This window comes from Nocardia sp. NPDC060220 (genome assembly GCF_042727815.1).
Lineage (GTDB): Bacteria > Actinomycetota > Actinomycetes > Mycobacteriales > Mycobacteriaceae > Nocardia.
The window spans coordinates 1-7,544 of record NZ_JBHWZY010000292.1; the positions used below are offsets into that span (position 1 = coordinate 1).

Genomic DNA, 7,544 nt, shown 5'->3' on the forward strand with positions numbered 1-7,544 from the left:
GCCCGCAGACCCTGCGCGATGTTGTCGACGAGCACGATCCCGGACTGCTTGCCGCTCAACGCTTCCCGCACGCGATCGTGGTGTTTGACCACGGCGAGCTGAGCGTTCACGGCAGCGTCGACCGCGTCGGCCAGCGCGGGAGAATCGGTGACCAGCACACTGGCGGCGAGCACATCGTGCTCGGCCTGGCTGATCAGGTCGGCGGCCACGTGCACCGGATCGGCCGTGGCGTCGGCCAGCACGGCGATCTCGGTGGGGCCCGCCTCGGCATCGATGCCGACCAGCCCACGACACAGCCGCTTGGCCGCGGTGACGTAGATATTGCCGGGCCCGGTGATCAGGTCGACCGGTTCGAGCGCCCCGCCATCGGTATCGACACCGCCGTAGGACAGCAGCGCCACCGCCTGCGCACCGCCGACCGCCCACACCTCCTCGACGCCGAGCAGCGCGGCGGCCGCCATGATCGTCGGGTGCGGCAGCCCACCGAACTGCGCCTGCGGCGGCGAGGCCACCACCAGCGACTCGACACCGGCGGCCTGCGCGGGCACCACGTTCATGACGACCGACGACGGGTACACGGCGTTGCCGCCGGGCACGTACAGCCCGACCCGCTCCACCGGCAGCCACTTCTCGGTGACGGTGCCACCGGCCACGACCTCGGTCACCGTGTCGGTGCGCCGCTGATCGGCGTGCACCTTCCTGGTCCGCTCGATCGCCACCTCGAGTGCGGCGCGCACCGCCGGGTCCAGCTCGGCGAGCGCCTTGGTCAGCTCGCCGGCCGGTACCCGCACCACGGCGGGCCGCACGCCGTCGAACTTCTCGCTGTAGTCCAGCGCCGCCTCGGCGCCCCGGTCCCGAATGTCCTCGACGACCGGCCGCACATGATGCAGCACCGAGTCCACGTCGACCCCTCCGCGCGGCAGCGCGGTGCGCAGCTCGGCAGCGGAAGGAGTACGACCGCGCAGATCGACGCGGGCGAGCTCGATGCGGGAAGTCATATCGGGGTACGGTCCTGTTCTGTGCTGGGGCTCAGGTCAGCTACCAGCCTAATGGTCGGCCGCCATCGCTTTTCCACCCACATCCCACCGAGGCGACGGACCCGACCGGCGGATCCGTCGCGAACACCAGCTAGCGGGTATCCCCGTCGATGCGCAGACTGCCGCCGGAGCTCACCACGCGCATGACCATGGCCTTGGTCGAGCCGTTGATGGTGATGCTGGCCAGGCGCATATTCGTGGAGCCGTCGGCGTTGTTGCCGCTGACCGCGGTGATGCTGGCGAAGGTGTCGACGGTGCGGGCGTTCCAGTACTCGCGGAACGCGGACTCGCTGCCGTAGACCTGCTGTGCGGCAGGGGTGAGCAGCGACCACGAACCGGCCGGATCACTGAAGAAGTTCTCGACCAGCAGACCCGCCGATCCGATATCGACGGTGCCGACATTGCTGGCCTGCCCGAGCGGCGGAACCGCCGCGCTGGGCTTCGGTGCCGCCGACGACTGCGCCGAGGTCTGCGGACCGGCCTGCACCTGCGGCGAATCCGAGTCGGAGCTGTTGAAGGCACTGAACGCCACGGCGACGGCCGCGACCACCGCACCCACCGCGGACCCGATCAGTACCGCACGGCCCTTGCCCGCCTGCTTGCGCGGGGCGGGCATCGGCTGAGCCTGGGTGTGCGGGTGCGCCGCGGTGTCCTGACGGACCTGCGGACGCGGGTTCGAGCGAATCTGACGGGTCGTGGCGGTGGACGCGCCCGCGTGGGAGGCCCGGCGACCGGACTGCCGGATCACCTGGGTGGTGGCCGCGGAGTTACGGCGGTTGAAAGCCTCACTGGCGGGGACGAATCCGGCGGGCACCGCGTTCTCGTCCTCGGCGAACGCGGCCAGCGCGTCGCGGGCCTCGGTCATCGTCGGACGGTCGAGGGGGTCCGGGCTGAGCAGATCGAGCAGGAAGTCGGTGGCCGGGCCCGCGTTGTGGGGCTCGCGTACCTGTCCGTTGGCGGCGGCGTAGAGCACCGCGAGCGGGTTGGCGTTGGCACCGTAGGGGGGTTCACCTTCCAGCGCGTGGAAGAGCGTTGCGCCCAGGGCGAATACGTCGGCGGCAGGGGTCGGATCGGAGCCGCGCGCGACCTCGGGTGCCAGATAGGCGGCGGTGCCGCAGATCAGCCCGGTCTCGGTGAGCGTCACGTCGCCGGCCGCGCGGGAGATGCCGAAGTCGGTGATCTTCACCTCACCGTGGTCGCCGAGCAGGATATTGCCCGGTTTCACGTCGCGGTGTACCAGGCCGGCCTGGTGGGCGGCGATCAGGGAGGAGGCGACCTTCTCCCCGATGCGGGCGACCTCGAGCAGCGGCAGCGGGCCCTTCTGGCCCAGCTCACCCGCGAGGCTGACCGACTTGAGGTACTCCATCACCAGGCACGGATCACCGTTGTGCTCGGTGATGTCGAATACGACGATGGCATTGGGGTGCTGGAAGCGTGCCGCGTTGCGGGCTTCCCGAATCGCGCGCTGGCGCAACACATCCCGCTCGCCCTCGGGCAAGCTGGGTTTGATGTGGATCTGCTTCACTGCCACGGAGCGTTGGAGGCGTTCGTCGACAGCACGCCATACAACGCCTGTGCCGCCGCTACCAATACGCTCGACCAGGCGGTAATGCTCCGCGATCTTCTGACCGGTATCGATGGCGCCTACTCCGAACCTTCTCGAAATTGTGACATCCCGCGTATTGACCATGGGTATGGTCCGCCGCCGAGTGTAGCTGGCTGGGTGATGACCGCGTGCGGCAGCGGGGGGATTGCTCGCCTGCGGGGGGAAAGACGACTCATGGTGTCACACGTAGCATCCGTCCCGCTGCCTCGACCGCCGGTCCGGAGCTTCCGGCGTCCGCGACGAACACCGCGAACGCCCGGTCACCGTCGATGCCGACGAACCAGCCGTGGGCGTGGGTGTCGTCGAGGTACTCGGCGGTACCGGTCTTGCCGAGCAGGCCGGGGATGTCACGCAGGGCGGTGGCCGTACCCGCACTCACCGTCTCCCCCATCATGGTCTCTAGCTGCGACGTCACCGTCGCGGGCACCGGCGCCGAAGGCCGGTCGGGAGTGCCGGGACGGCCGCGGATGATGCTCGGAGCCGGCGCGGAACCGTGCGCGAGGGCGGCCGCGACGAGCGCCATTCCGAACGGCGACGCCGTCACCGTGCCCTGTCCGATGCTCGATTCGACCCGTTGCGCCGGACTTTCGGCGGGTGGAACTTTCCCTGTGACAGTCGTCAAGCCGGGTGTCACATAGTCCACCCCGAGACCCAGCTGCTGGGCCGCCGCGGTGAGTCCGTCGGCAGGCAATTTCACTCCCAGCTCGGCCATCGTGGTGTTGCACGAGCGTGCGAACGCGGTGTGCAGGGGCACCATACCCAGGTCGAAGCCGTTGTCGTTGGGAATCGTGCGGCCCTCGATGGTGGCGCGGCCGGGACACGGCAGCACGGTGTCGGGCGTGACCCCGCCTGCTTGCAGTGCCGCCGAGACCGTGACGGTCTTGAACGTGGAGCCCGGCGGGTAGAGCCCGGTGAGCGCGATCGGGCCCTGGGCGTCGGCGGGCGCGTTCTGGGCGACGGCCAGCACCTCCCCGGTCGAGGGGCGCAGCGCGACGATGGCGGCCGGAGTGATGATCGGGGTCAGTGCGTCCTCGGCGGCGTGCTGTAGATCGATGTCGAGGGTGCTGGCGATGTCGGCGGTGGGCTTCGCGTCGGGTCCGGCGATGCGCTGGGTGCCCTCGGCGGTCTGCGCGCGGATCGCCCAGCCCGCGGCGGTGTCGGCCTGTTCCTGCCAGATCTCGGCCAACCCCCCGATGGTGGGTCCGGCGAGAGTCTTGTCGACGGTGAGCAACCGGGTCTGTGGCGCGAGCGTCACCCCGCGCACGCCCGTCAGCGCCTGCTGCACCGGTGCGATGTCGGCATCACGCAGTGCCACGGCGGTGATCGGTTTACCCTGTGCCGCGGCGAGATCCGTCCGCAGCGTGGTCTCGGTGACGCCCTGCGGCGCGAGCAGCGCGGCGGCGGCGGGCAGGTCGGCGTCGGGCGCGACGTTCACCAGCGTCACCACCTGCTGGGTCATCAGGTCACCACCGGAGGCGTCGAGTACCCGCGCCGGTTTCGCCGCGACCGGGCTGTAGCTGAGCGCGCCGAGGTCGAGGCCGGGCGCGACGGTGGTCGGCTGCCAGGCGATCTTCCACTCGTCGTCGCCGGTGGTGGTTCCGGCGCTCGAGTAGGTCCACGCGTTGCGGCCGTCGGGGCCGAATTTCCAGGTGGATTCCAGCGTGAAGGACTTGTCGTCGGTGGACGACACCCGGACCGTGTCGTTCTTGCCGAGGTTCTCGAACAGCGCGGTGAGGACCGGCAGGGCCTGCTCCGGTGCGTCGGTGAGCGCGGCGGCGGCGGATGCGTCTGCGCTGGTGAGCGCGGCGGCGAAGGACTCGGCGACGGTCTGGGGCTGGTCGGGTCCGGAGGAGCACGCGAGGGGCAGCGCAGCGAGCGCGACGAGCAGGACCGATGCCTTCCGTGGTGTGCGCACGAGTCCGAGACTAGCTCGATCCGTGGTACCGGTGGGGTTGTCGTTTCTGCTGTGACGAGCCCGTCCGCTACCACCAGCCGGTGATCGCCCCGATCTGGCGGCCGAGTTCGGGGGCGAGCGAGCGGGCGTAGCTGGCGGTCAGGTGGTGCTCGTCGCGATAGATGAGCACATTGCCCTCGACCACCCGGCAGCGCTGCGGTCGGCAGACCGCGTCGGACAGGTCGAGCGGATGGACGTTCGGGTAGCCGGCCGCCGGCTCCTGGGCGGGATCGCGCGGGTCGAGCACATCGGCACGATCGAGCCCGCAGCTGTCGGGGTCGCCGCGGTGGGCGAGGCAGTCGGTGGCGCGGTAGAGGACGCCGTCGCGGCGTAATCGAGGCGTGTCACGCAGGGCGAGCACGTTGAGGCCACGGTCCTGCAACGCCGTCCATACTTCGAGGTATTCGTTGGGCACCTCGTCGCCCGTGCCGTTCTGGCGGTAGCGGGTGGACAGGGTCAGCACCCAGTTCGGGGGGTCGGCGGCCAGCCGGTCGAGCACCTCGACCGACCATTCGTGACATTCGGGGAAGGGCCACTCGGCGTAGGACGGCTGATCGGCGAGGACGACCGGACAGCCTTCCTTGAGGTAGGAGACCACCCGGAACCCGTGCTCGAGGGCGAGTGGTTCCAGCGCGGGCAGCCAGTGCTCGGAGTGCGACCCACCGACCAGCGCGATCGAGCGCGCGGCGGTGGGGTCGCCATAGGTACAGACGCGGACTTCCCGGTTGGGGGTGATGCAGCCGTCGGTGGTCGGCGGCGGAGTGTCGGCCTGTCCTTCGAAGACGGTGGGCCGCATGGGTTCCGGTGAGTATTCGGCACCGGAGAGCAACGCGGCGGCGCCCGGATAGCGGTGGGTGTCCAGCGCCTGCGGCGGCACGGCCGGGTTGGCCACCAGCACCACCTGCCATCCCAGCGAGGCGATCAACACCGCGACCGCGGTGGCGGTGACCAGTGCCCCGGTCAGCCTGCGGTTCTCGACCTCCTGGCCGCGCGGTGGCATGCGCAAGGGCGACTCGATCAGACGCGTGGTCGCGTAGGCCAGGACGAGCGAGGCGCCGATCACCACCACACCGTCGACGATGCCGGCATTCGCCCGCCCGGTCTCGCCGAGGTAGAAGATCAGGATCGGCCAGTGCCACAGGTACAGCGGGTAGGCCAGCGCGCCGAGTTCGGTGCAGAACCGTCCGCCCAGCAGGCGGTTCGGCCACGACCGCGCGGCCACGCCGAACCCGGAGGCGATCACCAGGCAGGCGGCCGCCACCGGCCACAGCGCCGCGACGCCGGGGAACTGATTCGCGCCGTCGAACAGCGGCCCACACGACAGCACCATGGCCAGACCGAGCGCGGCCGCGAGCCCCCGCAGCCGGTTCGGTATCCGCAGCCAGGGCGCCGCGACGGCCAGCATCGCCCCGGCCAGCAGCTCCCAGCCGCGCGCGACGCTGTCGTAATAGGTCCAGGCCTGGTGCTGTGCGGTGCCCGACGCCGCGTACCAGAACGACAGTGACGCCAGCCCGGCCAGCACGATCAGCAAGGTGAGCCGCCCGGCCGAACCGCGCCTGCGCAACCAGGCCCACCCCGCCAGCAGTACGAAGATCGCCAGGTAGAACTGCCCCTGTACCGACATCGACCACAGGTGCTGGAGCGGGCTCACCGACGGATCGGGCGAGAGATAGTCGAGCTCGGCGGTGGCCAGATACCAGTTCTGGCCGTAGAACATCGACGCCAACGTCTGCGCGGCGGCTTCGCCCAGCTGGGTGTACGGGCGCAACACCACCGTCGCGAGCAGAATCGCCGCTAACACCACCACCAACGACGGCATCAACCTGCGCGCGGTCCGTCGCGCGGTCTCTGCCGCGGACACCCCGCCGCGCCGCTCCACCCCGCGCACCACGGCCCCGGTGAAGAAGAACCCCGACAGCACCAGAAAGACATCGACACCGCCGGATACGCGGCCGGCCCACACATGGAACGCCACCACGAGCGCGATCGCTATCCCGCGCAGACCGTCCAGATCCCGGCGGCGTTCGACGGTGCCACGGACCGCCGCACCCGGCGATGCGGTCCGAACATTCGGCACCAACGACCCCACAGAATCGGCCCCCACAAAGGAATTGTTTCCCGGCAAGTAACCATCAATTTGCCGTAGCGCCACCCAGGAAGCAAACCGCCGTGCCGTGTGGGGAGGGTGCTATCCGGTTCGCCAGGGCGTGGTCGTCACAGTGGCGGCGTCGTCTTCGCCGAGGTCGATGTCGAAGACTTCCGCCAGCACCTTGGGCAGCTCGGTGGGATCGAGATCACGCGAAGTGGCAGTGCCGTCGGGGTATTCCGAGCTCAGCGTCAGGTCATCGAGCACGTGGTGGACGCCGGGCAGGAATCGCTGGAGGAAGGGTCGCGTGGTGAACGGCGAACGTGGCGAGGTCGACACGAAGTGGTTGCCGACCGCGTAGTCGATACGGAACTGCGGGTTCTCGGTGAAGGTGTAGCGGTCGATCCAGCCGTCGCGGCTGAACTGGAACAGCACCCACAGGTCACCGGCCCGGCGTTCCAGCCGGTAGCGCCAGTCGCCGAGCGCGAATTCGCCGTTGCTGTCGACCAGTTCGAACGGCGCCAAGGGGCCGAAACCGAAACCGACATCGCAGATCCAGACGCGATCGTCGTCGGGCGTTGTCACGCGCAGCAGAGCATGGGTCGCCGGCCGCAGGGCGCCGGTGTCGGCCACACCGTAGGTGACCCGGCCGCTGAGTCCCGCGACACCGAACCCGAACCGTTCGAGCGCGGCGGCGAAGATCCCCACATTCTCGTAGCAGTAGCCGCCGCGGCTGCTACGGATCATCTTGTCCTGCAAGGAGTTCAGATCCAGCGGGATGCCGCGGCCGAGGATGATTTCCAGATTCTCGAACGGGATGGTGGTCGTGTGGGCGCGCACCAAGGCGCGCAAGGTGTCGAC

5 protein-coding genes are annotated in these 7,544 nt (G+C 69.7%); all 5 read right to left on the bottom strand.

Annotated elements, in window-relative coordinates:
- The coding region (hisD, locus tag ACFWF3_RS16825) for a histidinol dehydrogenase (protein WP_379314385.1) at positions 1-998 on the bottom strand (998 nt) is incomplete at its 3' end.
- A 130-nt stretch (positions 999-1,128) separates the two neighbouring features.
- Positions 1,129-2,727, bottom strand: coding sequence for a protein kinase (locus ACFWF3_RS16830; protein WP_379314386.1), 1,599 nt, complete (start codon positions 2,725-2,727; stop codon positions 1,129-1,131).
- An 88-nt stretch (positions 2,728-2,815) separates the two neighbouring features.
- Positions 2,816-4,558, bottom strand: coding sequence for a penicillin-binding transpeptidase domain-containing protein (locus ACFWF3_RS16835; protein WP_379314387.1), 1,743 nt, complete (start codon positions 4,556-4,558; stop codon positions 2,816-2,818).
- A gap of 67 nt (positions 4,559-4,625) precedes the next feature.
- Complete coding sequence (locus ACFWF3_RS16840) at positions 4,626-6,674, bottom strand: acyltransferase family protein (RefSeq protein WP_379314388.1); 2,049 nt, start codon at positions 6,672-6,674, stop codon at positions 4,626-4,628.
- Positions 6,675-6,785: 111 nt separating this feature from the next.
- Positions 6,786-7,544: arylamine N-acetyltransferase (locus ACFWF3_RS16845; RefSeq protein ID WP_379314389.1), on the bottom strand; the 759-nt coding region annotated here is incomplete at its 5' end.